This window comes from Janthinobacterium aestuarii (assembly GCF_051380835.1).
Lineage (GTDB): Bacteria > Pseudomonadota > Gammaproteobacteria > Burkholderiales > Burkholderiaceae_D > Janthinobacterium > Janthinobacterium aestuarii.
Genome location: NZ_JBNYXU010000008.1, coordinates 204828 through 228683 on the forward strand (window position 1 = coordinate 204828; position 23856 = coordinate 228683).

The 23856-nt window shown below is 63.2% G+C and carries 21 protein-coding genes and 1 tRNA gene; 3 read left to right on the forward strand and 19 right to left on the reverse strand.

What is annotated here, in order from left to right:
* Window positions 1-6: 6 nt before the first annotated feature.
* The 12 genes from ACQ4WO_RS21095 to ACQ4WO_RS21150 form a co-directional block, all read right to left on the reverse strand.
* Window positions 7-2460 carry a TonB-dependent siderophore receptor gene (locus tag ACQ4WO_RS21095; RefSeq protein ID WP_436483121.1) on the reverse strand — a complete coding sequence of 818 codons (2454 nt, stop codon included), beginning with the start codon at window positions 2458-2460 and terminating at the stop codon, window positions 7-9.
* Window positions 2461-2563: 103 nt separating this feature from the next.
* A complete protein-coding gene (locus tag ACQ4WO_RS21100; protein ID WP_436483123.1) occupies window positions 2564-3547 on the reverse strand; it encodes a siderophore ABC transporter substrate-binding protein in 984 nt (327 codons plus the stop codon).
* 1 nt (window position 3548) lies between these two features.
* Window positions 3549-4319, reverse strand: coding sequence for an iron ABC transporter ATP-binding protein (locus ACQ4WO_RS21105; protein ID WP_436483125.1), 771 nt, complete (start codon window positions 4317-4319; stop codon window positions 3549-3551).
* Window positions 4316-5266 carry an iron chelate uptake ABC transporter family permease subunit gene (locus ACQ4WO_RS21110; protein WP_436483126.1) on the reverse strand — a complete coding sequence of 317 codons (951 nt, stop codon included), beginning with the start codon at window positions 5264-5266 and terminating at the stop codon, window positions 4316-4318. The genes ACQ4WO_RS21105 and ACQ4WO_RS21110 overlap by 4 nt, the downstream gene beginning before the upstream one ends.
* Window positions 5263-6219: an ABC transporter permease gene (locus ACQ4WO_RS21115; protein WP_436483128.1), complete on the reverse strand. Its 957-nt coding sequence runs from the start codon at window positions 6217-6219 to the stop codon at window positions 5263-5265. Before ACQ4WO_RS21115 ends, ACQ4WO_RS21110 begins: the two co-directional genes overlap by 4 nt.
* Entirely contained in the window at window positions 6216-7982 is a 1767-nt protein-coding gene (locus ACQ4WO_RS21120; protein WP_436483130.1) for an ABC transporter ATP-binding protein, read from the reverse strand. Before ACQ4WO_RS21120 ends, ACQ4WO_RS21115 begins: the two co-directional genes overlap by 4 nt.
* Window positions 7976-9742 (reverse strand): ABC transporter ATP-binding protein, encoded by a 1767-nt coding sequence (locus ACQ4WO_RS21125; RefSeq protein ID WP_436483132.1) that lies wholly within the window; start codon window positions 9740-9742, stop codon window positions 7976-7978. The genes ACQ4WO_RS21120 and ACQ4WO_RS21125 overlap by 7 nt, the downstream gene beginning before the upstream one ends.
* Before the next feature lie 103 nt (window positions 9743-9845).
* On the reverse strand, window positions 9846-10814 hold the full coding sequence (locus ACQ4WO_RS21130; RefSeq protein ID WP_436483133.1) for a FecR domain-containing protein: 969 nt from the start codon (window positions 10812-10814) through the stop codon (window positions 9846-9848).
* A 3-nt stretch (window positions 10815-10817) separates the two neighbouring features.
* Window positions 10818-11336 carry a sigma-70 family RNA polymerase sigma factor gene (locus ACQ4WO_RS21135; protein WP_072457695.1) on the reverse strand — a complete coding sequence of 173 codons (519 nt, stop codon included), beginning with the start codon at window positions 11334-11336 and terminating at the stop codon, window positions 10818-10820.
* Between the two features lie 197 nt (window positions 11337-11533).
* Window positions 11534-12625 (reverse strand): redox-regulated ATPase YchF, encoded by a 1092-nt coding sequence (gene ychF / locus ACQ4WO_RS21140; RefSeq protein WP_436483135.1) that lies wholly within the window; start codon window positions 12623-12625, stop codon window positions 11534-11536.
* 153 nt (window positions 12626-12778) lie between these two features.
* Window positions 12779-13012, reverse strand: coding sequence for a helix-turn-helix domain-containing protein (locus tag ACQ4WO_RS21145; RefSeq protein ID WP_034753279.1), 234 nt, complete (start codon window positions 13010-13012; stop codon window positions 12779-12781).
* Window positions 13012-13587, reverse strand: coding sequence for a hypothetical protein (locus tag ACQ4WO_RS21150; RefSeq protein WP_436483137.1), 576 nt, complete (start codon window positions 13585-13587; stop codon window positions 13012-13014). Before ACQ4WO_RS21150 ends, ACQ4WO_RS21145 begins: the two co-directional genes overlap by 1 nt.
* Before the next feature lie 119 nt (window positions 13588-13706).
* Here ACQ4WO_RS21150 and ACQ4WO_RS21155 point away from each other — a divergent pair, with 119 nt between their 5' ends.
* Window positions 13707-14804, forward strand: a complete 1098-nt coding sequence (locus tag ACQ4WO_RS21155) for a serine hydrolase domain-containing protein (RefSeq protein ID WP_436483139.1) — start codon at window positions 13707-13709, stop codon at window positions 14802-14804.
* On the opposite strand, the gene pth is transcribed toward ACQ4WO_RS21155, so the two are convergent.
* From pth to ACQ4WO_RS21190, 7 genes are all read right to left on the reverse strand, one after another.
* Window positions 14805-15389, reverse strand: a complete 585-nt coding sequence (gene pth, locus ACQ4WO_RS21160; protein WP_034753275.1) for an aminoacyl-tRNA hydrolase — start codon at window positions 15387-15389, stop codon at window positions 14805-14807.
* A 115-nt stretch (window positions 15390-15504) separates the two neighbouring features.
* Window positions 15505-16113, reverse strand: coding sequence for a 50S ribosomal protein L25/general stress protein Ctc (locus ACQ4WO_RS21165; protein ID WP_128141099.1), 609 nt, complete (start codon window positions 16111-16113; stop codon window positions 15505-15507).
* Between the two features lie 166 nt (window positions 16114-16279).
* Window positions 16280-17230 (reverse strand): ribose-phosphate pyrophosphokinase, encoded by a 951-nt coding sequence (locus ACQ4WO_RS21170; protein ID WP_034753270.1) that lies wholly within the window; start codon window positions 17228-17230, stop codon window positions 16280-16282.
* A gap of 149 nt (window positions 17231-17379) precedes the next feature.
* Window positions 17380-17456: transfer RNA gene (locus ACQ4WO_RS21175), tRNA-Gln, on the reverse strand.
* Between the two features lie 88 nt (window positions 17457-17544).
* A complete protein-coding gene (gene ispE / locus ACQ4WO_RS21180) occupies window positions 17545-18429 on the reverse strand; it encodes a 4-(cytidine 5'-diphospho)-2-C-methyl-D-erythritol kinase (protein WP_436483141.1) in 885 nt (294 codons plus the stop codon).
* Window positions 18426-19076 carry an outer membrane lipoprotein LolB gene (locus tag ACQ4WO_RS21185; protein ID WP_436483143.1) on the reverse strand — a complete coding sequence of 217 codons (651 nt, stop codon included), beginning with the start codon at window positions 19074-19076 and terminating at the stop codon, window positions 18426-18428. Before ACQ4WO_RS21185 ends, ispE begins: the two co-directional genes overlap by 4 nt.
* 59 nt (window positions 19077-19135) lie before the next feature.
* Window positions 19136-20926, reverse strand: coding sequence for a tetratricopeptide repeat protein (locus tag ACQ4WO_RS21190; RefSeq protein ID WP_436483145.1), 1791 nt, complete (start codon window positions 20924-20926; stop codon window positions 19136-19138).
* A 167-nt stretch (window positions 20927-21093) separates the two neighbouring features.
* Between ACQ4WO_RS21190 and mutM the strand changes: the two genes are divergently transcribed.
* Both mutM and ACQ4WO_RS21200 read left to right on the forward strand, forming a co-directional pair.
* Window positions 21094-21930, forward strand: coding sequence for a bifunctional DNA-formamidopyrimidine glycosylase/DNA-(apurinic or apyrimidinic site) lyase (mutM, locus tag ACQ4WO_RS21195; protein ID WP_219330174.1), 837 nt, complete (start codon window positions 21094-21096; stop codon window positions 21928-21930).
* Window positions 21931-21951: 21 nt separating this feature from the next.
* Entirely contained in the window at window positions 21952-23853 is a 1902-nt protein-coding gene (locus ACQ4WO_RS21200; protein WP_046681686.1) for a dynamin family protein, read from the forward strand.
* Window positions 23854-23856: the final 3 nt, after the last annotated feature.

A 23856-nucleotide genomic window follows, 5' to 3' on the forward strand; every position in this document is an offset into this window, starting at 1 on the left:
GACGGCTTAAAACTCCGTCGTGGCCGACAGCATGACCGTGCGCGGCGCGCCCAGGCCCAGGCTGGTCCATTGCGGCAGTGCCCAATACGCCTTGTTGCCGACGTTCGTCACGCTGGCGCGCACGGTCAACGGCCGGCCCGCCGCCTTCGTCGCATAGCGGGCGCCCAGATCAAACACGGTACGGCCCGGCACGGACATCGAATTGTCGGCATTGATGTATTGCTTCGATGCCACCGTCGCATTCGCCGTCAGGGTCACGCCGGGGATGGCCGGTGTATCCCATTCGACACCGAGCTTGGCTTGCAGCTTGGGCACGCCCGTTGCCTGCTTGCCCTGGTTGGCGCCGCCCGGCGTCTTGCTCAAGACCGGGTCGACATACGCCACGCCGCCCATCAGGCGCACGTCGCGCAGGGGCGAACCGAAGAAGCCCCAGTCGAGGCCGCGGTTGCGCTGTTCGCCGCCAAAGGAAAAGATATTGCTGACGGGATCGACATAGCTGCTGGGCCGCTTGATTTCATACATGCTGACCGTATGCGCGAACTCGCCCAGGTCGACCTTGAAGCCAAGCTCCGCCTGCTTCGACTTGTACGGCGCAAAGACCTCGCCCGAGTTGGCCGCGGTCAACGGCGCCGTGGCGCCCTGGCTCAAGCCTTCGATGTAATTGCCATACAGGGAAATCGTCTGGCTCGCCTTGACCAGCAGGGCGACGGCCGGCGTGGTGGCGCCTTCGTCATAGCGCGAGGTGCGCGCGCCCGTCTTGATGTTGAAGTTATCGCTGAGCACTTCCTGGCGGCGCAAGCCTACCGTCAGCTGCACCTTGTCTTGCGCAAAAGAAAGCGTGTCGACCAGGCCGATACTGGCCAGGCGGAGTTCCGCCTTGGAAATTTGCGGTGCCTCGAAGCGCGTCGCCGGCCCCCAGACGGGGTTATAGATATTCGTGATCCAGTCTTTTGCCAGGGTATTTCTGCGCCCGTACTGCTTGTCCGTGTGGTGATAATACGTGGCGTTGACGGCCCATTGATGGCCGATATCGCCCGTGCGCAGCTTGCCCCGCAAGCCCGCTTCCGCCGACTGCTTTTCCACATCAAAACCCAGGTCGGCAAGATTGGTGCGGTAGTCGCCAGCCGTGTTGAACACCTGGATCAGGTACGCGCCCGTCGACTGGTAGTCGGCCCGGCTGGCGCCCACGGCGGCATACGCCATCATTTGCCCGTTCAGGTCCAGCTCGCCGCGCAGCATGGCGCCCTTGTCCTTGGTATCGTAGAACGCCCAGTTGGGATTCAATAAGGTTTCCGCTTTCGGCGGACGCGGCACGGGCAAGCCGGGGGCCAGGTTGACGCCCCGGTTCAAGCCATCGGCGCGGTCCTCGCTGTGGTACAGGTCGGCGGACAGGCGGGCACCGTTGCCACGCCAGTCCAGGCCCACGGAAACGAGCTTGGTCTTCTTTTTCTGATGATCGATGGCGCCGTCGCCATCGCGGTAGACGCCGTTGACGCGGATGCCGAACTGTTTATGCTCGCCGAACCGCTGCCCCAGGTCCACATGGCCGCCCCATTGCGCGTCCGACATATACGACGCCGTCACGCGCGCCAGCGGCGTATCACCCGCGCGCTTGGGCACGAGGTTGATGCTGCCGCCTACCGAGCCGCCCGGTGGCATGCCATTGAGCAATGCCGACGGTCCCTTCAGCACCTCGATGCGCTCGAACATTTCAGGCGAGGTGCGGTAGTAGGGCGAGATGCCGTACAGGCCGCCAAACGCGACGTCGCCGATATTCGAGCTGAAGCCCCGTATCGAATAGTTCTCGCCGATGATGCCCGTCATGCCGCTGCTGAAGACGGTGGGATCGGTGGCGGAAATCACATCGGTGATGTCGCGCGCCTGCCGGTCTTCGATGAATTTATCCGTATAGCTGATGGTGTTGAACGGGGTTTCCATGAAATCCTTGTCGCCCAGGAATCCCACGCGGCCGCCGGACGCTACTTGCCCACCGGCATAAGCATCCGTCACCGTGTTGCCCTTGCCCCACACCGTCACGGCCGGCATGGTCGCGGCGGCCTCGGCGGCGGCGCTGTGCGCCGCTTCGCGGCGTACCGTATAGCTGCCATTGCCCTCGCGCACGGCTTGCAAGCCGTGGCCGCGCAGCAATTCGTAAAAACCCTCGGGCACGCTGTAGCTGCCGGACAGGCCAGCGCTGTTCTTGCCTTGCAGCAGGCTAGCCTCGACCGTCAATTCCACGCCCGCCTCGGCGGCGAAAATGTTGAGCGCTGATCCCAGCGCACCGGCCGGCACGCTAAACGCTTGCCGGGCCGGGCCCGTCCCCGCTTGCGCGTAGGCTGACGGGGCCGCCACGCCCAGCGCCCCCACGGTCAAGCCCGTGATGAGCGCCAGTTGCACGGCGGTGGCGATGCGGCTCAGATTCAAGGCGGGAAGGTGGCGCGTTGCCAGGCGGTGTCTCATACAGTAAATCCTTTCAGATGGGATGATTGCTTGTTCTCACCCTATCTCCCGAACGAAAAGGCAAAACCCTCAATCTAAATAAATACGAATCATTACGAAAATATTATTGATAACCTTTGAGCACGTCGTCGATCACCCGTTTCAGCGACGTCACGCTGGCCGCCGTGATGTACCAGGCGTCCGCATCGACGAAGACGACGCGGCCGTTCTTCCAGGCCTTGGTCTGGCGCAGCAGCGGATTGGCCATCTGTTCGGTCGTCATAACGGGACGGTGTTCCATCACGGCCGTACGATCGACAACATAGATGATGTCGGGGTTGGCTTGCTGGATGAATTCGCTGGAAATGGGCTGGCCATGCAAGCCCGCTTCGATGGCCGAACTGGCGGGTTTCACGCCCAGCGCATCAAAGACAAAACCGTAGCGCGACTGCACGCCAAATGAGCTGAAGGCGCCATTGTTGTGCAGCACGATGAGCGCTTTCTCGGGACGGTCCTGGGTCACCTTGCGCGCGTCCGCCATCTTGGCGTCAAGCTCCTGCGCTTTCCGGTTGGCGAGGTCTTCCTTGCCGAAGATCCGTCCCAGCGTCAGCAAGTGCTGCTTGACCACCTCGATATGCTTGCTTTCGCTGTTCTGGTAATCCACGTCGAAATGCAAGGTGGGCGCGATCTGGCTCAGTTCCTTGTAATGGTTGGCCTGGATCGACGTCATCAGCACCAGATCGGGCTGGAGCGCGTGGATATGCTCGAGATTGGGTTGCACGATGGCGCCCAGGTCGCGGATGTTCGCGTCGTCCTTGTAGCGCGTGAGGAAATGCGGCACGTAATCCTTCACCATGCCGGCCACCGGCACGCCCAACTGGTCGAGGAAATCGACTTCGTTCATGTCGAGCACGGCCACGCGCTGGGGACGATGTTTGATCACCGTCGTGCCCAGCTTGTGCACAACGGTGACGGGAGTAAATGCCTGCTCCGACGCGGAAGCGGCAGGCGCAGGCGGCGCCGTGGCCACCTTGTCGGTGCAGCCTTGCAGGGCGGCCATGGCGGCGAGCAGCACGGCCAGCGCGCAGCGGGATTTGTTCCAGATCATCTCAAGCTCCTGTGGGGGTAAAGTAATTGCAGACGCAGCCGCGCTCATTGCGCACGATGTGAAAATCGATGCCGTACAGCGCCCGCAAGCGTGCCTCGGTGACGACCTCGTCGGCAGGGCCGGAAAAGCGCACGGCGCCACCCTGCATGGCAACGATGTGGTCGGAATAATTGGCGGCGAAATTGATGTCGTGGATCACCAGGATCACGGTGCGGCCCTGCTCGTCGCACAGGCGGCGCAACGCGCGCATGATCTGCACGGCGTGTTGCATGTCGAGATTGTTGAGCGGCTCGTCGAGCAGCAAAATATCGGTCTGCTGGGCGATCGTCATCGCCAGGAAGGCCATCTGGCGCTGGCCGCCGCTCAGCTCATCGACGTTGGCAAGGCGCAGATTGTCCAGCGACAAAAAGGCGATGGCCTCGTCGATGGCTTGCTGGTCCTGCCGCGTCAAGTTACCCCGGCTGTAGGGAAAGCGGCCGAAGGCGACCAGCTCTTCCACCGTCAGGCGCAAATGAAAATCGGGTGACTGGCGCAGGGTGGCCACTAGTTTCGCATAGTCCTGGATCTTGATGGCCGCGATGCTGCGCCCGTCTATCGCAATCTCGCCGCCATCCGCTTCCTGCAAGCACGCGATGAGCATCAGCAAGGTGGTCTTGCCGGCGCCATTCGGGCCGATCAAGGATGTCACTTTCCCCTTGGGAAACTGCACGCTGACGTTGTCCAGTACACGCTTGGCGCCGTAGCTTTTTTCAATATGGTTGACGTGGATCATGCGGTACCCCGGGTGCGGACCATAAGCGCGAGGAAATACGCGCCACATACGAGGTTGACGAGGATGCCAACCGTGGTCCGGTAGTTGAAAACGTGCTCGACCAGCAGTTGGGCGGCCAGGAAGATGACGATGGCGATGGCGCAGCCCAGCGGCAAAGTGGCGCGGTGACGCCCCGTGCGGGCCAGGGCGTACGTTGTGTTCGCCACAAAGATACCCATGAAGGCCGTGGGGCCCAGCAGACTGGTCGACACGGCCACCAGCACGGCGATCAGCGCCAGCTGCCGCCGCACCATGCGCCGGTAATCGATGCCGAGCGAGATCGCCTGTTCGCGCCCCAGCGCCAGCACGTCGAGCGCCGGCAAAGTTTTCACGACAGCCACGCAGGCGGCGCCTGCCAGCAGTGCCGAGTACAGCAATTGCAACGGCTGCGCCTTGTTGAACGAAGCCTGGCTGAAGCCTTGCAAGATGGCAAATTCACCGGGGCTGATGCGCAGCTGGATGAACTGGGTAAACGTGCCGATCACCATCGTCAGCACAAAACCCAGCAGCAGCAGAAAATACACGTTGTTCTTGCCATCACGAAACAGCCAATAGTGGATGGCCCAGGAATACGCGAGCATCAGCGCAATCGACACGACAAAATTGCCGTTCTGTCCCAGCAGCACCACGCTGTGCATGCCCATCGCGAGGATCAGCAGCGATTGCAGCAGCAGGTACACGGCTTCATAACCCATGATGGCCGGCGTCAGTATCCGGTTGCCGGCGATGGTCTGGAAAACAATCGACGACACGGCTACGCAGACGCCGCCGATGGCGATGGCGGCCAGCCGCGACAGGCGCTTGGGGATGACGTAAGCGAAGTCGAGATTGGCGCCGAGGAAGAGGAAAACCACGGCTAAAGCAAACACGGCCAGCCACAGCGTCCGCTGGTTCAAACTGCGCCTCATCGCTGCCCCCGGATGATCAAGATGAGGAACAGCAGGCCGCCCACGCCACCGGCCGTCAGGCCGATCGGCACCTCGAATGGATAGATCAGCAATCGCCCGGCGATGTCGCAGGCCAGCAGCAGCGAGGCACCGCACAGGGCGACGATGGGCAGGGTGCGCTCCAGCCTGTCGCCATAGCGCAAGGCCACCAGATTCGGGATGGCCAGTCCGACGAACGGAATGGCCCCCACCGTGATCACCGTGGCCGCTACCGTGACGGCCACCAGCATCAGGCCCAGCGCCACCGTGCCCGCATAATTCAAACCCAGGCTGGTAGCCATGCCCTCGCCCATGCCCAGCACGGTAAAACGCTGCGCGTACAAATACGTGAGGGCAACGATGGGCAAGATCAGATAAATGATTTCATAGTTGCCCTGCACGATGCGCGAAAAATCGCCGAGCAGCCAGCCCTGCATGCTTTGCAGGATGTTGTTGCGGTAGGCATAAAACTCGGCCACGGCGCTGAGCACGCCGCCATACACGAGGCCGATCACGGGCACCAGAATCGTGTTCTTGAAGCGGATGCGGCGGATCAGGGCCACGTACAGTACGCTGGCGGCCAGGCAGAAGGCCAGCGCGAACGCCATCTTGCCGGCCGTGCCCGCTACCGGCGCCACGGTCAGCGCAACGAGGATGCCCAGCTTGGCCGCGTCGAGGCCGCCCGACGTGGCCGGCTCGACGAATTTGTTGCGCACGATGTGCTGCAGGATGACGCCGCACACGGACAGGCCCACGCCCGTCAGCACCAGCGCCGCCAAACGGGGCAGCCGGCTGGCCGTCAGGGTCAGCCAAGCATCGGCAGACAGCGCGCCGGACGATGACAACAGTTGTGCCCACTCCATCTGCCTGGCGCCGACCAGCAAGGAGGCGCAGCACAGCAGCACGAAAAGGAAAAGCAGACGCGCGTGTGTCAAATGCCGGACTCCGTTCCAGCCGGGAGCGCAGGCGCGGCGATGCGCCAGCCCTTGGCTGCCTGGCGCTGTGCCAGGAAGTGCGCATACAGGCCTCCCTGCGCGCGCAAGATGGCTGGCGCACCCTGCTCGCCCAGGGTGCCGCCATCGAGCACGACAATCTGGTCGGCCATGGCCACCGTCGACAGCTGGTGCGCGATGACGATCAGCATGCGCTTGCCGCGCAGCCGCGCCAGCGCTTCGGCGATGGCGGCCTGGTTTTCCGCGTCGAGCGCGGCCGTCGCCTCGTCGACCAGCAGAATCGGTGCATCCTTGACCAGCGCGCGCGCGATGGCGATGCGCTGGCGTTCGCCGCCGGACAGGCGCGCGCCGCCCTCGCCCACCAGGGTATCGAGCCCCTGCGGCAAGCGGGCGATGATCTCGGCCACGCCAGCCTGGCGCGCCGCTTCCAGCACCTCGGCATCGGTCGCCTCCGGTTTGCCGATGCGGATGTTGTCGCCGATGCTGCCCTGGAACAGATAACTGTCCTGGAAGATCTGGCTGATCTGGCCGGCCAATTGCTCGCTGGACATGTCGCGCACATCGACACCACCCACCAGCACCGTGCCTGCACTGGCGTCAAAGAAGCGCGCAATCAGGCGTACCAGGGTCGTCTTGCCGGAGCCGGAAGCGCCGATCAGTGCCGTCATGCTGCCCGGCGCAATCTGTAGGTTGATGTCCGTCAAGACGTCGGGCTGGTCCGGCGCATAGCGGAAGTGCACGCCACGCAATTCGACCGAAGCATCGCGCGGCGCTTGCGGCTTGTGTGCTTCCGGCAGAGGCTGCACGGCGAAAATATCGCGCGCAGCGTCCAGCGGGCCGCGCGCGCCGCGCAGCACTTCGCCATAGCTGGCCACTTCCTGCAGCGGGTCGACAAAGCGCACCACCAGCAGCAATGCCACGATGACGGTGATGGCGTCTGCCACCGCTACCGTACCGAGCAGGCTCGCGGCAACCGCCAGCAAGGCGGCGAAGATAGCTTGCACGGTCCAGGCGTTCAGCACCGAAGACAGCGCCGACAGGTAAATGAGACGCGTGCCCGCGTGGCGCTGTGTGTCGATGGCTTGCTGCAGGAAACGCGTGCCGCCGTCAGCTGCACCACCGAATGCGCGCAGCACCGATTGCGCTTGCGCAAACTCCACAAGGCGCTGGCTGGTCTGGGCAAAATGATGGTGGTAGGCGTCGTCGGCGCGCTGGCCCAAGTGCGCCGTGAGCCGCAAGGCGCCGGCCAGCAGGGGCAGCGCCAGCAGCGCGATCACGCCCAGCTGCCAATGCAGCGCAAACAGCGCGGCCAGCAAGACCACGGGCGTGACGGCGCCGCAAATCACAGGCGTGAGCACGTGGGCCGGCAGCTGCGCGACATTCATCATGCCTTGCGTGATGACGTGCCCCAGCTTCGCCGTATTCTCCGGCGTAAACCAGCCGACGGGCAGGCGCGCCACGTGGTCTCCCAAGCGCTGGCGCGCCCCTTGCAAGACCGTCACGCCCACGCGCACGCCCGCTTTCTCCACCTGGCGCCGCCAGGCCCAGCAAGCGACCAGCCCGGCCAGCAGCACGATCAGCCACAGGGCCGCGCCGCCCGTATCGCCGGCCAGCAGCCGGCCCAGAGCCAATACCAGCGCCGTGATCGTCAGTCCGCTCAGCACGCCATACGCGAGCGCCATGGCGCAATAGCGGCGGAACACGGGCGCATCATCGCCCAGCAGTTGAATAAACGTTTTCAGCATGGGAGCACCGCATCTTCCCGGGAATCTTGATAGCCGCCCAGCGCCCATAGTTGCGCATAGCGGCCCTGGTGGGCGAGCAAGCCGGCATGGCTGCCCTGCTCGGCGATGGCGCCGTTCTCGACAACGACGATATTGTCGGCATGCATGACCGTGTCGAGCCGGTGCGCAATCACCAGCAGGGTGCGGCCGTGGGCGAAGCGCGACAGCGCATCCTGGATCGCCACTTCGTTTTCCGCGTCGGCCGCGGCCGTCGCCTCGTCGAGCACCAGCACGGATGGATCGAGCAGCACGGCACGGGCGATGCTGACGCGCTGCAGCTCGCCGCCGGACAGCTGCGCATCCTCGCCGATAACGGAATCGTAGCCGCGCGGCAAGGCCAGAATGCACGCGTGGATATTCGCCAGGCGCGCCGCCTCTTCGATCTCGTGCGTGCTGGCCGATGGGCGGCCCAGCGCGATGTTCTCGCGCACGCTGGCGTGGATCAATCGCACTTCCTGCAGCACGAAACCGATGCGCCGGTACAGCTCGGGCGTGGCGATGTGCCGCAGGTCGACGCCGCCGAGCGTGATGCGCCCTTCTGTCGGGTCGAAAAAGCGCAGCAGCAGCCGCGCCAGCGTCGACTTGCCGGAACCGGAAGCGCCGACGATGGCCGTCACCGTGCCGGGCAGTAAAGTCAGCGTGATGTCCGACAGCACCTTGTTCTGCCCATCGTAGGCATAGCCCACGCCTTCCATGCGAATCTCGGTACCAACTGGTAACTGTTGCTGGCCTGGCGCCGGGTGCGCCAGCACGGGCGTATCGAGCAAGGCTTGCACGCGCCGGGCCGCGCCCGTGGCATTGTTGAGGTCATGCGTGAGGTAGTGTAGCAACAGCATCGGTGCGGAAATGCCGGGCGCCACCAGGGCGAACGGCAGGATATCGACGGGCGCCATCGCTTCCAGCGCCACGAACACGGTGCCGGCGAGCACCACCACGCCCAGCACGGCAACGGGCGCGATCAGCGCATTGGCATTCGCCATAGAGCCAACCAGGGGGCGCGTAAACGCGGCAAACGCCTCGGCAAAAGCGTCGACGGCGGCGCGGTAACTGCCGTGCGCACGTCCCGTGGCACCAAACGCCTTGACCACGGGGAAGCCGTTGACGAATTCCACCACGGCATTGTTAATGCGCCCCATGCCGGCGACAAATTGCTCCATATTGCCGCCACTAGCCTTCATGGCGCGGCCGAAGAACAGGAAAAAGCCGGGAAATGGCAGGATGGTGACGAGGGCCAGGCGCCAGTCCATGGCGAACAAGTAAATGACGGAGATGGCGATGGCGCCCACGGCGCGTCCCGTCGTCGTATAAAAGTGCGCGGTGAGGCTGTGCAGGGTATTGATATCGTCCTGCATCGCCTGCTTGACCTCCCCCGAGGCACGGCTGGTGAACCAGCCCAGCGGCACCTGCCCCAGGCGCTGCATGGCTTGCAGGCGCAATTGATGGGTGAGGCGGTTGTCGGCCAGGTGCGCGGCCAGCTCGCCCAGCGTGATCAAGGCCATGCCGGCAAACAGGCAGGCGACGCTGGCGAGAATGGTGGGCCAGATGCCAAGCTGCGTGGCCGCAGGGGCCAGGGCGATGCTGGCGATGTGCGCGATGCCGGCCAGCGGCACCAGGGTCAGCATGGAACCCGTGCCGGCCAGCACGGCGGCGGCGATCAAGCGCCCGCGGATAGGCTGCAGTATCCGGCTGATAGGGCCGGCCTGGCTGCTGTGGCTACTCATGGGAAAAACGGGAAAAAGCGTGCATAAGTTCAATGGATAAGGGTGGCTCTCACCCTATATCCCGAACGAGAATGCAAAACCCTCAATCGGGTCCGCGAAATTATCAGGCAGCGGCCTGGACGGTCACCCAGTAGCGCGTGCGCGCAACGATTTGCACGGGCAAGGCCAGCGCCAGGTTGTGCAGCGCGCGGTCCGTGTCGCGCAAGGAGAACACGCCGTTGACGGTGAGGCTGGCCACGGCCGGGTCGCAGCGCAGCAGGCCGGGACGGTAGCGGGCCAGTTCCGCAAGCAGCTCATCGAGGCGCATGTTGTCGGCCACCAGCACTCCTTTGGTCCAGGCCGCGGCGCTGGCGGACGCGGGTGCGCCAGACTGCACGATGTCGGCCGAGTAGACGGCGCCCTGGCCCGTGTCGATGCGCACGGGACGGCCCGGCGCATGCGCGAGGCGCACCTCGACGGCGCCCTCGAAGACGGCCACGCGCGACGTGTATTCGTCTTGGCGTAAAGTAAAACGCGTGCCCAGCGCCTGCACCGTGCCGTGGCGGCCCTGCACGCGGAAAGGCCGCTGGGCCGGATCGGGATCGTGCGCCGTCGTGACGAGGATTTCGCCGCTGCGCAGTATCAGCAAGCGCTCGCTGGCATCGAAGCGCACATCGATGGCGGAAGCGGAAGCGAGCATCACGCGCGTGCCATCCGGCAAGGTAATCTCGCGGATCTCGCCCGTGGCCGTGCCATGCCCTGCCGTGGCCACTTGCCAGGCATCCGTGCCGCGCAGCATGTAGGCCATGCCGCCCACGGGCAGCAGCACGGCCAGCAGTTTCAGGGTACGGCGGCGGTTCAGGTAAGCGGCTGGCGCCGGTTCTCGCAGCACATGCCGGGCCGCATCGCGCGGCACGCTGTGCAGCTTGCCCTCGAACGCCTGCAAACGCTGCCAGGCGATGGCGTGGTGCGGATGGGCGGCGCACCAGCGGGCACAGGCAGCCCGGTCTTCGTCGCTGGCATCATCGGACCACAGGCGCGCCATCCATTGGGCCGCCTGCTGCACGATGGCCGGTGCAATCACCACATCCATGGTTCAGGCGCCTTGGGCGTGCATGGCCTGGTAGCAGGCCAGCAGACCGGCGGCGATGTATTTTTCGACGGACGAGACGGACACCTGCAATTCGGTGGCGATGTCGCGGTAGCTCAGGCCATCGAGTTTGCACAGCAACAAGGCCTTGCGTGCCTTGGCGGGCAGCTGGTGCAGCACCGCGTCGATTTCCGTCAGCGCCTCGATCACCAGCGCGCGCTCTTCCTCGGACGGCGCCAGCGCTTCAGGCACCAGGGCCAGCACTTCCAGGTAGGCGGCCTCGATCTGGCGGCGGCGGTACAGGTCGATGACCATGCCATTGGCGATCTGCGTCAGGTGGCGGCGCGACTCCCCGGCCGGCGGCACCCTGCCCGTCTTCATCAGGTGCAGGTACACGTCATGCGCTAGGTCGGCCGCATCGAAGGCATTGCCGAGTTTACGGCGCAGCAAGCCACGCAGCCAGTGATGGTGGTCGGTGTACAGACTGCTGACTTGCTGCTGAAGCGCTAACTCGGCGGTGCTCACGATACCCTTCCTGTCGCCAACGGCCGGCAAGAACAGGCGCATCGGATTATAAATGAGAATTATTCTCATTATATAGTGAAAAACAGGACGGCCGCAACCATATGACGCGCCCGCTGGGCCATCCGGGCAATAAAAAACCCTGCAAATCAATGACTTGCAGGGTTCGTAGTGACTCCGTACGGGAGCGGGTCGGGATTTTAGACGTTGAACAGGAAGTTCAGCACGTCGCCATCCTTGACCACGTATTCCTTGCCTTCGGCGCGCATCTTGCCCGCTTCCTTGGCGCCAGCTTCGCCCTTGTAGGCGATGAAGTCGTCATAGGCGATGGTTTGTGCGCGGATGAAGCCGCGTTCGAAGTCGGTGTGGATCACGCCGGCCGCTTGCGGCGCCGTGGCGCCCACAGGGACGGTCCACGCGCGCACTTCCTTCACGCCTGCCGTGAAGTAGGTTTGCAGGCCCAGCAACTTGTAGCCGGCGCGGATCAGACGGTCCAGACCTGGCTCTTCCATGCCCATGTCAGCCAGGAAAGCGCCCTTGTCGGCATCGTCCAGATCGGCGATTTCCGCTTCCAGCGCGGCGCAGATGGCGACGATAGGCGCGTTTTGCGATTGCGCATAGGCCGTCAGCTGATCCAGCAGCGGGTTGTCCGTGAAGCCCGAATCGGACACGTTGGCCACGAACATGGCCGGCTTGGCCGTGATCAGGCACAGCGGCTTGATCAGTTCCATTTCGTCCGCGTCCAGGCCCATGGCGCGCACGGGCTTGGCATCGTTCAGGTAAGGCATCATGCGTTCCATGATGGCCAGCAGCTTGGCCGCGTCCTTGTCGCCGGAACGGGCTTTCTTGTTTTCGCGGTGGATGGCTTTTTCCACGGTGCCCATGTCGGCCAGCGCCAGTTCGGTCTGGATGACTTCGATATCGTCGAGCGGGTTGATCTTGCCGGCCACGTGGATGACGTTGTCATCTTCGAAGCAGCGCACGACGTTGACGATGGCGTCCGTTTCGCGGATGTGCGACAGGAACTGGTTGCCCAGACCCTCGCCCTTCGATGCGCCTGCCACCAGGCCGGCGATGTCGACGAATTCCACGATGGCGTTGACCATGCGTTCCGGCTTGACGATCTCGGCCAGCGCAGCCATGCGCGGATCCGGCACTTCGACGACGCCGACGTTCGGCTCGATGGTGCAGAACGGATAGTTTTCAGCCGGGATGCCGGCTTTCGTCAGTGCATTGAACAGGGTGGACTTGCCGACGTTCGGCAAGCCGACGATACCGCATTGGAGACTCATGGAAAACCTTTAAATAATCAATATTGCCGGCAAGCGGCTGGTGCAAAACGGCCGTTGCGGGCGTTTTCTGGATAATCTTGCAGTATTAATGCTCGTAAGGGTCAATTGTACCTCTATGCACCCTACTCTTCAAAAAAACCGCCCTCTGTGCCGCTAACTGCCGCCATCCCCGTCGTCCGGCTGCGACGCATCGAATTCCAGGATGTCGCCGGGCTGGCATTCGAGCATTTCGCAAATTTTCGACAGGGTATCGAAACGCACGCCGCGCACCTTGCCCGATTTTAAGAGGGACAAATTCTGTTCCGTGATGCCGATGAAGGCGGCCAGTTCCTTCGATTTCACTTTTTTCCTGGCCAGTACCAGGTCGAGACGCACGACGATACCCATCAGATGAACCCGCTGTTTTCATCGGCCAGGCGCTGGCCTTCATGGAGTATTTGCGCCAGCGCAAAGAACACGGAACACAGCAGCAAGGTCCACAGGTCGCCGCCCGTGATGTCGATGACCAGGCGCAACTGGCCCGGCCCCTCTTCCAGCAAGCCGAACAGCATGCCGCGCACGGTGGGTTCCAGCAAAGTCAACACAGTTCCCAGCAGCAAGCCGCCGGCGAAACGGCGAAAGTGCCGCGCCACCTGCGGCGTAAAGAACACGCCCTGCTCGAACTGGCGCAAGACCGCGGCCAGCTGGCGCACGGCGTCGCCCAGAACGCACAAGGCCGGCAAGGCCAGCGCCAGGCCCAGTCCCCGCTGCCACAAGGGCATGGCGGCCAGGCGCTCGAATGGCTGGCTCTGCAATTGCAGCAACAGTTCATACATGCCGGCGCCGCCGACGGCTCCCCGCACGGCCGGCGCGGGCGCCAGCCAGCCCAGCACCGTCAGCAGCAGGTACAGCACAAAGAATCCCGAAACGCCGTAGCGCACGCGCCGGCTCAGCGCTGCGGGCGCCGTCTGATTTTTTTTCATATTTAAAAGTATACGAATGCGGCTAGTGTCGTTAGAATAAATTATCGTAAAACAATAATTAAATCATGTTTTGCGACCATTTTAACATGTTCGCCCCCCCCCTATAGACTGGAGACACCATGAAAACCCTGCTTGCCTCGCTCGTTTGCAGCACCGCCTTTTTGCTCAGCGGCGCCGCCCGCGCCCATGATTTGAACGCCATGCTGCAGCAGGCGCTGGCAGACAAGAGCGTGCCGGCCATGGCCATACTCGTGATCCGCGACGGCAAGATCGATGCGCAGGCGCAAGCTGGCGTGCGCGCCAATGATGGCCACGATGCCGTGCGCGCCGATGATGTGTGGAATATCGGCTCCGACGGCAAGGCCATGACGGTGTCCCTGATCGCGCGGCTGGTGGAACGGGGCGTGCTGTCGTGGGATGCGCCGCTGTCGCGCATGCTGCCCGCGCTGGCTGGCGGCATGCGCGCCGAGTACCGCGACGTCAACCTGATGGATCTGCTGTCGCACCGCGCCGGCCTGCCGCCCAATCCCGACGAGGCGTGGATCAATTCCACCTACGCGGACACGCGCGCCTTGCCGCTGCTGCGCCAGGAATACGCGCAGCGCGCGCTGGCCGACGCGCCGGTGGCCACGCCGCGCGGCGAATCGCACTACTCGAACAGCGGCGCCATGATCGCCGCCGCCATTGCCGAGCGGGCCACGGGCAAGACGTATGAGGAACTGATGCAGGCCGAAGTGTTCGGCCCGCTGGGCATGCGGGCCGCGTTCGGCCCCACCGTGCGCGGGCAAAATCTGGGGCATCAGGAGAACAAGCCGATTGCCGGCTTGATGGCCAGCAATCCGCTGATGATGGCGCCCGATGGAGAGATTCACCTGAGCATGGCTGACTGGGCCAAGTTTGCGCTCGATCAACTGCACGGCGAACAAGGCAAGGGCAAGCTGCTGAAACGGGAAACGTATATCTTGCTGCACACGGCGCAGGGCGACACGAATGCGGCCCTGGGCTGGGGCGTGATGCATTTCCCACCGCAAGCGCCGCAGCGTGTGCTCACCCACCTGGGCTCGAACGGCTACTGGCACGCGCTGATCGCGCTGGCGCCCGGCAGCGGCGACGGCTTGCTGATCGCCGCCAACGCGGGCGAGGGCAGCAGCGCCCAAGCCAGCCAGCAGCAGATGGCGAAAACCATCATGGCCGGCTTCGGCCAGGCAGGAAAATAACTAGGCGGTATGCAGTTTCATGGTCGCGGCCTCGAACTTGCCTTCGACGATCTGCGGCATCACCTGCAAGGATTTGTCGATCGCTTGCTCGATCAGCTCCTGGTCTTCGCGGCGCGGGCGGTGCAGCACGAAGTCGGCCACCTGCTGCTGCAGGCTCAGGGTGCGCGGGTGGCCGATGCCCAGGCGCAAGCGCCAGTAATCCTGCGTGCCCAGCGCGGCCGTGATGTCTTTCAAGCCATTGTGGCCACCGGCCGATCCGCCTTTTTTCAGGCGCGCGATGCCGGGCATCAGATCGAGTTCGTCGTGCACGACCAGCACTTCATCGGCGGCGATCTTGAAGAAGCGCGCCAGCGCGCCCACGGACTGGCCCGAGCGGTTCATGAAGGTCAGCGGTTCGAGCAGCCAGACTTCGTTGCCGCCGATGGAGGTCTTGGCCAGCATGGCGTTATAGCGCGAGTCGCGCTGCAAGCGCGTGCCGGGCAGGCTGTTGGCAAGATTGTCCACCAGCCAGAAGCCGGCATTGTGGCGGGTTTGTTCGTATTCGGGTCCCGGGTTGCCGAGGCCGACGATCAGGCGTATGGGCATGGCTGTGTCTGCAATGTAAAAGAAAGCATTATCGGTGAAAACAGGCAGAAAAAAACCCGCGCGGCGAACCTGGCGGGTTTTTCCTTGCGACTACCGCATTGCTGCGGCGGCAAAATTACTTCTTGTCAGCAACAACTTCAGCAGCAGCGGCTTCAGCAGCAACGTGGCCAGCCGGTACCGAAGCGGTAGCGATGGTCAGGTTGGCGCCGTGGGTGACTGCGGTCACGCCAGCTGGCAGAACCAGGTCGCCAACGTGCAGCGAGTGACCGACGTCGATGTTCGACAGGTCAACGTTGATGAATTCTGGCAGTTGGCCTGGCAGGCACGAAACTTCGATTTCGTTGGCTACGTGGCTGATGGTCGCGCCGTGCAGTTTGACTGCTGGGGAAACGTCAGCGTTGACGAAGTGCAGCGCCACTTTCACGTGGATAGCTTGCTTAGCGTCAACGCGCTGGAAGTCAGCGTGCAGAACCAGTTGTTTGTATGCGTGGACTTGGAAGTCGCGCAACAGAACTTGCTGGGAAACGCCGTCGATTTCCAGATCCAGGATCGACGAGTGGAACACTTCTTTTTTCAACGCGTGGTACAGGGCGTTGTGATCCAGCGAGATCAGCACAGGGGCTTCAGCGCCACCGTAGACGATACCAGGGGTTTGGCCGGAAATGCGCAGGCGGCGGCTCGCTCCGGAACCTTGCAATTCGCGTTTAAATGCGATAACTTTCATGTGAAACTCCAAGAAGAACAAGGCTTGCGCCTTGTGTTATGAGGATGCCCGCGACCAGGAATCCTCGGAAATGGGGTGCAAAACACCCCGAAAATTAAAACACTGCGGCGCAACAGGCAAAAAGCCGGTCGCGCCGCAGGCATTACGTCTGTTACTGCTGATCGAATCAGTCGATGAACAGCGAGATGACGGAGTCACCCTTGATGATGCGTTTGAACGTCTCGGCCAGCAGCGGCGCGCACGTCAATTGACGGATCTTGCCGCAGGCCAGGGCCGCTTCGGACAGGGGGATCGTATCGGTCACGACCAGCTCATCGAGTGGCGAGGCCGAAATACGGTCGATCGCCGGGCCCGACAGCACCGCGTGCGTGCAATACGCCACGACTTTTTTCGCGCCGCGCTCTTTGAGCACTTCGGCAGCCTTGGTCAAGGTGCCTGCCGTGTCGACCATGTCATCCATGATCACGCAGTTGCGGCCTTCGACTTCACCGATGATGTTCATCACTTCGGACACGTTCGCTTTTGGACGACGCTTGTCGATGATGGCCAGGTCGCAGCCCAGGCGTTTTGCCAGGGCGCGCGCACGTACCACACCGCCGACGTCCGGCGACACCACCAACAGATCCTGGTAGTTTTTCTTTTGCAGGTCGCCCAGCAAAATTGGCGAAGCGTAAATATTGTCGACTGGAATATCGAAGAAACCTTGAATCTGGTCAGCGTGCAAGTCCATGATCAGGACGCGCTCGACACCGGCTTCTTCCAGCATGTTCGCCACCACCTTGGCCGAAATCGCCACACGCGCGGAGCGTGGACGACGGTCTTGGCGGGCGTAGCCGAAGTAAGGAATCGCGGCGGTGATGCGGCCAGCGGAAGCACGTTTCAAGGCATCAACCATCAGCATGATTTCCATCAGGCTGTCGTTGGTTGGAGCACAGGTGGATTGCAAAACAAAAACGTCCTTGCCGCGTACGTTTTCGTTAATCTCGACCATTACTTCGCCGTCGGAGAATTTCGAAACGTTTGCTTTACCGAGAGGGATGCCGAGGTTTTTTGCGACCCCCTCTGCCAACGCTGGATTCGCGTTGCCGGTAAAAACCATCAGGTTTTCGTAAGCCATGGGAGTCCCAAGAGGTGATATAGAAGTCTTGAAAAGCACTAACCGGGCATAGGCCCGGTCAGTCATGTTTAGAATATGCCGCGTGGCGGCACATCTGCTTTTTCCCGTACTGGACGCCAACTTCGCATCGACAGACTACGGTGAAAGTGTGGCAGGGGAAGAAGGATTCGAACCTTCGCATGCTGGAATCAAAATCCAGTGCCTTAACCAGCTTGGCGATTCCCCTACGTTACTGACTGCTTGCCGTCATGTTGGCCAGTATTATACCGACTATTTGACGCTAAGCAAAATCTTTTTTTGCTGCCTACTTTGCTTTACAACATCGTGAGCATCGGGTGGCGATTCAGCGCTTTTGCCTTCCAGGCGATCCAGACTGGTGGCACATTGCTGAGCACCGCATCCGCTTCTTCCTGACTGCCAAACGCACTGAACACACAAGCACCGGAGCCAGTCATCCTGGCCTCACCGTAAGCACTCAGCCATTCTACCGCATCTGCTACCGGCTTGAAAAGACTGCATGCCACTTGCTGTAGATCATTCTTACCAAACCCGCCCGCATCGTTTCCTTCTGCGAGGTACCTGGAAAAGTCCGCTATTGTGACGGATTCGGTATTTCTCGTCAAGCCTTCCGCGCAAAAAATTGCGGCGGTCGGCACTTGCACGCCAGGCTCGATCACGACATACCAGCACTCGGGCGTGGCGACGGGCTGCAAAGCCTCGCCCACACCTTCGGCAAAGGCATTCTCGCCAAAGATGAAAAACGGGATGTCGGCGCCCAGGGGCAAGCCCAGCGCCATCAATTCCTCGCGGCTCAAACCCGCCTGCCACAGGCGGTTCAAGGCCATCAGGGCCGTCGCCGCGTCGGACGAACCGCCACCGAGGCCCCCGCCCATGGGCAGCACCTTGTCGATGGCGATATCGACGCCGCGCGGCAAGGCGCCCGTGCGGCGCAGCACTTCGGCCTGCAGCAGTGTCGCGGCGCGGACGATCAGGTCGTGCTCCTCCGGCACGCCGGCGAGCGCCGTCACGCGGCGGATCGCCGTGTCGTCGCGCAGCGCGAAGTGCAGGGTGTCGCCATGGTCGAGCAACTGGAACACCGTCTGCAGCAGATGGTAGCCGTCGGCACGGCGGCCGTTGACGTGCAAAAAGAGGTTCAGCTTGGCCGGGGCCGGGCAGTTATTCAGGGTAGTCAACGTCATTGTGCTTGAGCCGATGGAGCGGGATCGAGCACGATGCGCAGCGAGACGGCATCGGCCTGCGCGCTGGCATTGCGTTCGGCATCGATACGCCGCGGTTGGGGCAAGGCGCCCGGTGTATTGTCGGCCGCATTTTGCCCTACTTCTTGCCACGACACATAGCGCAAGCGCCAGCCGTCCTTGGTCGTCACGCTGTCGTTGGCCGGCGAAGCGACGAAACGCTTGCCGTCGGCACCCACAGCATGGCCTTGCAGCCAGTCGCGCAAGCCCGACACGGGCAAGGACCAGCCCAGCATCTGCGCGCTCAGGGCATCGACATCGGGCGCGCTGCGCGGCGCCTTGCCGCTTTGCGTCAACACGGCTTGCTGCGGCGTGACGGCGATCGTCGCCAGCGTGCTGCCGACGGGCGAATACAGGGTCACGTCCGTGCGCTGCGCCGTCTGCTGCCAGTTGAAATTGACGGTGGCCGATTCCGGTTTGTCATCCTTCTGGTACACGACGTTCAGGCGGCCCGTCAGTTCGACTTGGTCGCGGTAGGGCGCGACAGTTTGACCGGATGGCGCGGCGCCGGACGAGAATGGGGAAGTCAGGGTCGAGCAGGCCGAGAGGGACAGGCAGACGAGCGTGAGAGGGAGGAGTTTTTTCAACATGGGCACAAGGAAAAACCAGCGCCATGGCGCTGGTTTTATAGTTTAGTTAATCGATTCAATCACAAACTGACATTCAAGCGCGCCAGCGTACTTTTCAGCGCATCGTTTTTCGGGTCCTTGCTTTGGGCCTCGCGCCACAGCTTTTGCGCTTCGGCCTTGTCGCCCTTCTGCCACAGCACTTCGCCCAGGTGGACGGCGATTTCCGGATCGCTGCGCACGGCATAGGCGCGGCGCAGCGCGTTTTCCGCAGCGGCCAGGTTACCCATGCGGAATTGCACCCAGCCCATGCTGTCCATGATGAATGGATCGCCGGGCGCCATCTGCAACGCTTTCTCGATCAGCGCATGGGCTTCCTCGAGGCGCAGGCCCCGTTCGGCCAGCGAATAACCGAGCGCGTTGTACGCGTGCTGGTTGTCGGGCGCCAGCGCCATCACGCGGCGCAGGCTCGCTTCCATCAGCTCGAACTTGTCCAGGCGCTCGGCCAGCAAGGCGTAGTCGTACAGCAGTTCCGGATTGTCGGGAAAACGCAGCAAGGCGTTTTCCATCACCGTGTACGCGCTTTGCACGTAGCCGGCGTCGCGCAGGAATTGCGCATCGACCAGCAGCACCTGCGCCTGGCTTGCCGGATCGTCCGTTTCAATTTCCGTCAGCGCCTTGCGCGCCGCATCGAGATTGCCGCCGCGGGCGATCAGCTGGGCGCGCCGCAAGCGCGCCTCGACATAGCCGCCCGACGCGCTGTTGTCGACCTTGTCCAGCCAGGCGATGGCGCCGGCCGTGTCGCCGCGCGTCTCGGCGATCTGCGACAGTATCATCAGGGCCTTGAACGGATCGCGCGTGTCGCCAGGATTTTTCTCCAGCACGGCCAGGAAGCGCTTGAAGTACTGCTCCGCGCCCTTGGTGTCTTCCAGCTGCAGCGCCACGATGCCGAGCGCGTACAGGCCGCCCACGTTATCGGGCTGGCTTTTCAGCAGCAGCAGGAATTGCTCGCGCGCCGGCTCCAGCTGCTTCTGCTCGACCAGCAGGCGCGCATACGCGCCGCGCACTTCGACGGCGTCCGGATTCTTTTGCAGGAACGTGGCCAGCACCTTGTTTGCCGCCTCAGGTTCGCCCGTCACCTGCGCCAGGGTCAGCGCGGCCAGTTCGGAGTTCGGCTTGATGGCCAGCGCCTTGTTCGCTTCGCCGATGGCGCGCTCACGCTCGCCGAGCGACAAGGCGCCCTGCGCCAGCACCAGGTGCGCTTCGAACATGTCCAGGTAAGGCTGCACCAGGCGCGTCACCATCGAATAGGCATACAGCTTGTCATTCGAGCGCGACAAAATCTGCTGCATCTGGAACAGGGCCACGCCCCGTGCGCCCTGCGGCGCATTGGCAAGGCGCTCGGCGAAGATCGGTTCCGCTTCTTCGATCTTGTCCGTCAGGACGACGAAGCCGAGGAAGAACTGCGTCGCCTCGTCCGAGTCGGGCGCCAGCTCGCGCCACAGGCGGATGGCCGCCAGCGCTTCGCTGCCCTGCTTGGCGGCCAGCGCCATTTCGGAAGCGCGGCGCGCCAGGCGCGGGTCGCGCGTCTGCTGCGCCGCCACCATCATCGTCACGTACGGCCCTTGCCACTGGCCGCTCTTGAATTCCATTTCTGCGCGGGTCAGCTTGTACAGCAAGTCGCTGCTCAATTCGACCTTGGGCAAGCCATCCGCCTTGGCGTCCGCCTTGGACTCGGCGCCCTCTTCCTGCGGTGCGGCGGGCGCGGACGCAGCGGGGCTGGCCGCGACATCGGCAGGGGCGACAGGCGTCTGTGCCATGGCATGCGTGGCCATCAGGGCGGACAAGGTTACAATGGCGAAAGCGTTTTTCAAAGGCTGATCCTGGCTAAACGGCAAAGTTTGATTCTACGCCCAACGCGGCTATCGCGTACTTCACGTATGTAACGAAATATATACGTCGTGCCGGCGTAGCCTGCCAAGGCCAGCCCTCGGCCGGCAAGCCGCCTGTTTTTTACCCGGTTTTCAACCATTCGAGCCCTATGCCAGAATTGCCAGAAGTCGAAGTCACACGGCGCGGTGTCGCGCCCCACCTCGAAGGGCGCGCCGTGCGCTCCGTCGTGCTGCGCCGCGACGGCTTGCGCTGGCCCTTCCCCCCTGCCCTGGGCGAACAATTGTCGGGGCAAACCATCGGCCTGACGGGGCGGCGCGGCAAATACCTGCTGATCCACTTCCGCCACGGCACTCTGATCATCCACCTGGGCATGTCGGGCCATTTGCGCGTGCTGCCGACGGGGACGGAAGCGCAAAAGCACGACCATTTCGACCTCGTCGTGGAAGACGCCGACGGCGGCAGCCAGGTACTGCGCATGACGGATCCGCGCCGCTTCGGCGCCGTGCTGTGGCACGACGAGGCCGACGGCCCGCTGGACGGCCACGCGCTGCTGCGGGGACTCGGCACGGAACCGCTGGAAGGCGGCTTCACGGGCCAGCTGCTGTTCGAAAAAACGCGCAACAAGGGCACCAACATCAAGCAGGTGCTGATGGCGGGCGACATCGTCGTCGGCGTGGGCAATATTTATTGTTCCGAAAGCCTGTTCCGCGCGGGGATCAACCCGAAGACGCCAGCGCGGCGCATCGGCCTGGCCCGATATGAGAAACTGGCGCAAGCGATCCGCGACGTACTGGCCGAAGCCATCGTGCAAGGCGGCAGCACCCTGCGCGACTTCATCGGCGTGAACGGCCAGTCCGGCTACTTCCAGCAGACGTATTTCACGTACAACCGCGCGGGCAAGCCCTGCCGCGTGTGCGGCGCGACTATCCGCCAGATCGTGCAAGGACAGCGTTCCACGTTCTACTGCGTGAATTGTCAAAAGTAAGTCATCGGTAAAGGGAGTCAGATGGTCAGAGACCTGGAACAATACAGCGCATGGCGGCAGGACGTGCAGGCCGCCTTGCAGGCATACCGGCAAGCCGCCAGCGCGGCAGGCCTGGTCGACGGCGCCTCCGCGCTGCGCCTGGCGCGCTGTGGTTCCCGTCTGCTCGATGACCGTTTATCTGTCGCCTTCGTGGCGGAATTCTCGCGCGGCAAATCCGAGCTGATCAACGCCATCTTCTTTGCCGGCTACGGCCAGCGCATCCTGCCATCGGGCGCGGGACGTACCACCATGTGTCCCACCGAGCTGCTGTACGACGCGGCCTGGCCGCCATCGATCCGGCTGCTGCCCATCGAGACGCGCGCGCAGAACCTGTCGACCAGCGACTACCGCGACCTGCCCGCCGCCTGGACCGTCCTGCCCCTGAATATAGAGGCGGGCGGCGACATGCAGGAAGCGATCCGCCAGGTCAGCCTGACGAAAAAAGTCAGCGTCGAGGAAGCGGCGCGCTACGGCCTGTACGACGCCGACGACGCGGATGCTCCCGCCATGCTCGACGAGGACGGCCAGGTGGAAATCTCCATGTGGCGCCACGCCATCATCAACTTCCCCCATCCGCTGCTGAAACAGGGCCTGGTGATCCTCGACACGCCGGGCTTGAACGCCATCGGCACGGAACCGGAACTGACCCTGAACCTGATCCCGAATGCGCACGCGGTGCTGTTCATCCTGGCGGCCGACACGGGCGTCACGCGCAGCGATATCGAGGTATGGCGCAACCATATCGGCGCGGGTGCGGGGCGCCTGGTGGTGCTCAACAAGATCGACAGCATGTGGGACGAATTGCGCGGCGATGCCGAGGTGGCGCAGGCGATCGAACGCCAGCAGGCCAGCGTGGCGCATCTGTTGACACTGGACGCGAGCCAGGTGTTCCCCGTCTCCGCGCAAAAGGCTCTGGTGGGCAAGATCAACGACGATGCGGCGCTGCTGGAAAAGAGCCGATTGCTGCCGCTGGAGACGGCCCTGTTCGAGGAGCTGATCCCCGCGCGCAAGGACATCATCCGGCGCCAGCTGGCATTCGACCTGGACGCCATCGAGGCGGCGCAGCAGGTGCAGGCGGCGGCCCGCGCGCGCGGCATCGCCGAGCAGCTGCACGAGCTGCACAGCCTGCGCGGCAAGAACCAGAGCGTGATCGCCCACATGATGCGGCGCATCGATATCGAGAAGAAGGAATTCGACAGCAGCCTGTTCAAGCTGCAGGCGACGCGCGCCGTGTTTACCCGCCTGTCGACGGAACTCTATACGAGCCTGGGCATGGACATCGTGCGCGACGATATCGACGGCGTGCGCGCGGCCATGCAACGCAGCCGCTTTTTCACGGGCCTGCGCGAAGCCGTGCGCCAGTATTTCGAGCGCATCGCCAGCAACCTGGACCGCTCGGAAGGCAAGACGGCCGAGATCACGGAAATGATGAACGTGATGTACCGCAAATTCGCCTCCGAACATGGCCTGGCGCTGGCCTTGCCGATGCCGTTTTCGCTGGCCCGCTACCGCCAGGAGATCGCCGACATCGAAGCCGTCTACCATAAGCAGTTCGGCACGGCGACCCTGCTCACCACCAGCCGCGTCGTGCTGATGGAAAAATTCTTCGACACCATCGCCTCGCGCGTGCGCCGCAGTTTCACCAACGCCAATGACGACGCCAGCGCCTGGCTGAAAGTCATCATGGCGCCGCTCGAAGCGCAGATCGTCGAGTACAAGGAACAGCTGAAACTGCGCTTCGCCTCGATCCAGCGCATCCATGACGCCACGGGCAGCCTGGAACAGAAAATCGCCGGCTTCGAGGCCAGCCTGGCGGCACTCGAACGCGACAAGGCGCAGCTGGCGCAATTACTTGCCACTTTGCGCGCGGCCAGCGCAACATAGACA

Coding starts and splice junctions, on each gene's coding strand:
- ACQ4WO_RS21095 (WP_436483121.1), bottom strand. CDS start 2,460: ATGAGACACCGCCTGGCAACGCGCCACCTTCCCGCCTTGAATCTGAGC.
- ACQ4WO_RS21100 (WP_436483123.1), bottom strand. CDS start 3,547: ATGATCTGGAACAAATCCCGCTGCGCGCTGGCCGTGCTGCTCGCCGCC.
- ACQ4WO_RS21105 (WP_436483125.1), bottom strand. CDS start 4,319: ATGATCCACGTCAACCATATTGAAAAAAGCTACGGCGCCAAGCGTGTA.
- ACQ4WO_RS21110 (WP_436483126.1), bottom strand. CDS start 5,266: ATGAGGCGCAGTTTGAACCAGCGGACGCTGTGGCTGGCCGTGTTTGCT.
- ACQ4WO_RS21120 (WP_436483130.1), bottom strand. CDS start 7,982: ATGCTGAAAACGTTTATTCAACTGCTGGGCGATGATGCGCCCGTGTTC.
- ACQ4WO_RS21125 (WP_436483132.1), bottom strand. CDS start 9,742: ATGAGTAGCCACAGCAGCCAGGCCGGCCCTATCAGCCGGATACTGCAG.
- ACQ4WO_RS21130 (WP_436483133.1), bottom strand. CDS start 10,814: ATGGATGTGGTGATTGCACCGGCCATCGTGCAGCAGGCGGCCCAATGG.
- ychF (WP_436483135.1), bottom strand. CDS start 12,625: ATGAGTCTCCAATGCGGTATCGTCGGCTTGCCGAACGTCGGCAAGTCC.
- ACQ4WO_RS21145 (WP_034753279.1), bottom strand. CDS start 13,012: ATGGGTATCGTCGTGCGTCTCGACCTGGTACTGGCCAGGAAAAAAGTG.
- ACQ4WO_RS21150 (WP_436483137.1), bottom strand. CDS start 13,587: ATGAAAAAAAATCAGACGGCGCCCGCAGCGCTGAGCCGGCGCGTGCGC.
- ACQ4WO_RS21155 (WP_436483139.1), top strand. CDS start 13,707: ATGAAAACCCTGCTTGCCTCGCTCGTTTGCAGCACCGCCTTTTTGCTC.
- pth (WP_034753275.1), bottom strand. CDS start 15,389: ATGCCCATACGCCTGATCGTCGGCCTCGGCAACCCGGGACCCGAATAC.
- ACQ4WO_RS21165 (WP_128141099.1), bottom strand. CDS start 16,113: ATGAAAGTTATCGCATTTAAACGCGAATTGCAAGGTTCCGGAGCGAGC.
- ACQ4WO_RS21170 (WP_034753270.1), bottom strand. CDS start 17,230: ATGGCTTACGAAAACCTGATGGTTTTTACCGGCAACGCGAATCCAGCG.
- ispE (WP_436483141.1), bottom strand. CDS start 18,429: ATGACGTTGACTACCCTGAATAACTGCCCGGCCCCGGCCAAGCTGAAC.
- ACQ4WO_RS21185 (WP_436483143.1), bottom strand. CDS start 19,076: ATGTTGAAAAAACTCCTCCCTCTCACGCTCGTCTGCCTGTCCCTCTCG.
- mutM (WP_219330174.1), top strand. CDS start 21,094: ATGCCAGAATTGCCAGAAGTCGAAGTCACACGGCGCGGTGTCGCGCCC.
- ACQ4WO_RS21200 (WP_046681686.1), top strand. CDS start 21,952: ATGGTCAGAGACCTGGAACAATACAGCGCATGGCGGCAGGACGTGCAG.